Source organism: Acinetobacter sp. 1294596 (assembly GCF_000582925.1).
GTDB classification, from domain to species: Bacteria; Pseudomonadota; Gammaproteobacteria; order Pseudomonadales; family Moraxellaceae; genus Acinetobacter; species Acinetobacter radioresistens.
Window position 1 is genome coordinate 1 of sequence record NZ_JFCC01000144.1, and the last position, 370, is coordinate 370.

Here is a 370-nt window from a genome sequence, read left to right on the forward strand (position 1 = left end):
TAACTGTTATTGCTGGGCTCTGTGCACTTTCATTACCTGCTGCATCAGTCAACGTATAAGTCAGTTGATGTGAACCATCTGCCAGCGGAGTGGTAGGCGTTAGTGTACCGGTTACAGGATCATAGCTTGCAGCTACCTTCTCACCATCAACATACAAGGTCGGAGTCTCACCTGCACCCGGTGCAGAAATCACAACACCTGGTGTCGTATCATCTGTGCTGCTTCCTGACCCCTTGATTCCTTGATCAGGTCCAACATTGTCCAGATAACCACTCGGTACAGAAGGAGTAGCCGGTGCTAATGTATCTACAGTAACTGTTATTGCTGGGCTCTGTGCACTTTCATTACCTGCTGCATCAGTCAACGTATA

The 370-nt window shown here is 48.1% G+C and carries 1 protein-coding gene; it reads right to left on the bottom strand.

Features of this window, described 5'->3' with window-relative positions:
* Positions 1-370, bottom strand: a 370-nt coding sequence (locus J502_RS17045; protein WP_249301655.1) for an Ig-like domain-containing protein, incomplete at both ends; no start/stop codon positions are given.